The following is a 1,745-nucleotide window of genomic DNA, read 5'->3' on the forward strand; positions in this document are numbered from 1 at the left end:
GGATTGCACCTTTCGATGCAATCCGACCTCTCCCCGCAGGCGGGGAGAGGTAAGAGAGACCGAGATCGGCGGCCGAGCGCACCATCACCACAATAAGCTCACATCAGCTCTTCATTGCATCCGATTCAGCTCACACCAGCGCCTTGCCGCTGGCGAAGAAGCCCGCGGGATCGGAGGCCTCGGTCGGCAGGATCATCTCGTTATGCGCCTTGCCGGAGGGGATCATCGGGAAGCAGTTCTCCAGCGCCGCGACGCGGCAGTCGAACAGCACCGGCTTGTTGACCTTGATCATCTCCTTGATCGCGCCGTCGAGATCGGCAGGCTTCGACACCTGCAGGCCGACGCCGCCAAAGGCTTCGGCGAGCTTGACGAAATCCGGCAGCGCCTCCGAGTAGGAATGCGACAACCGGTTGCCGTGCAACAGCTGCTGCCACTGCCGCACCATGCCCATGTAGCTGTTGTTCAGGATGAAGATCTTGATCGGCAGTTCGAACTGTACCGCCGTCGACATCTCCTGCATCGTCATCTGCACGGAAGCATCCCCTGCGATATCGACCACCAATGCATTGGGATGGGCGACCTGCACGCCGATCGCCGACGGCAGGCCGTAGCCCATGGTGCCGAGCCCGCCCGATGTCATCCAATGATGCGGCTCCTCGAAGCCGAAGAACTGCGCCGCCCACATCTGGTGCTGGCCGACCTCGGTCGTGATGTAGGTATCGCGCCCGCGCGTCAGCTCGAACAGCCGCTGGATCGCGTATTGCGGCATGATGACGTCCTTGTTGGCTTTGTAGGCCAGCGAGTTGCGCGCGCGCCAGCTCGCGATCTCGGCCCACCAAGCCTTGACGTCGGGCTTCTTCGCCTCCGCCTTGAACACCTGCAGGATGTCCCCGAGCACATTGCCGCAATCGCCGATGATCGGCACGTCGACGCGGATGTTCTTGTTGATCGAGGACGGATCAATGTCGATGTGGATCTTCTTCGAGCCCGGCGAGAATGCGTCGGTGCGGCCGGTGATGCGGTCGTCGAACCGTGCGCCGACGCACAGCATGACGTCGCAATCATGCATCGCCATGTTGGCCTCATAGGTGCCGTGCATGCCCAGCATGCCGAGCCAGCTCTTGCCCGAGGCCGGATAGGCGCCGAGCCCCATCAGCGTCGAGGTGATCGGGAAACCCGTGACCTCGACCAGTTCGCGCAGCAGTTTTGAGGCCTCCGGCCCCGAATTGATGACGCCGCCGCCGGAATAGATCACCGGGCGCTTGGCGTTGGCGAGCAGCGACACCGCCTTGCGGATCGCGGTGGCATCGCCCTTCTGGCGCGGCGCATAGGAGATGTGGACGTCCGACTTGCGCGGCGGATGATAGGTGCCGATGGCGAACTGCACGTCCTTCGGCACGTCGACGACGACCGGTCCCGGCCGGCCGGTGGTGGCGACGTAGAACGCTTCATGCAAGACCTTGGCGAGATCGTTGACATTGCGGACCAGCCAATTGTGCTTGGTGCAGGGGCGCGTGATGCCGACCGTGTCGCATTCCTGGAAGGCGTCGTTGCCGATCAGATGCGTCGGCACCTGCCCGGTGATGCAGACCAGCGGGATCGAGTCCATCAGCGCGTCCGCCAGCGGCGTCACCATGTTGGTGGCGCCGGGGCCCGAGGTCACCAGCACCACGCCAGGCTTGCCGGTGGAGCGGGCATAGCCCTCCGCGGCGTGGCCCGCGCCCTGCTCGTGCCGAACCAGAATG

Annotated in this window: 1 protein-coding gene; it reads right to left on the reverse strand. The window is 64.0% G+C overall.

The window, feature by feature from the left end; genetic code table 11:
• Window positions 1-130: 130 nt before the first annotated feature.
• The coding region (locus tag WA702_RS28415) for an acetolactate synthase 3 large subunit (protein ID WP_425113863.1) at window positions 131-1,745 on the reverse strand (1,615 nt) is incomplete at its 5' end.

It is taken from the genome of Bradyrhizobium sp. (assembly GCF_049798375.1).
In the GTDB taxonomy this organism is placed as follows: domain Bacteria; phylum Pseudomonadota; class Alphaproteobacteria; order Rhizobiales; family Xanthobacteraceae; genus Bradyrhizobium.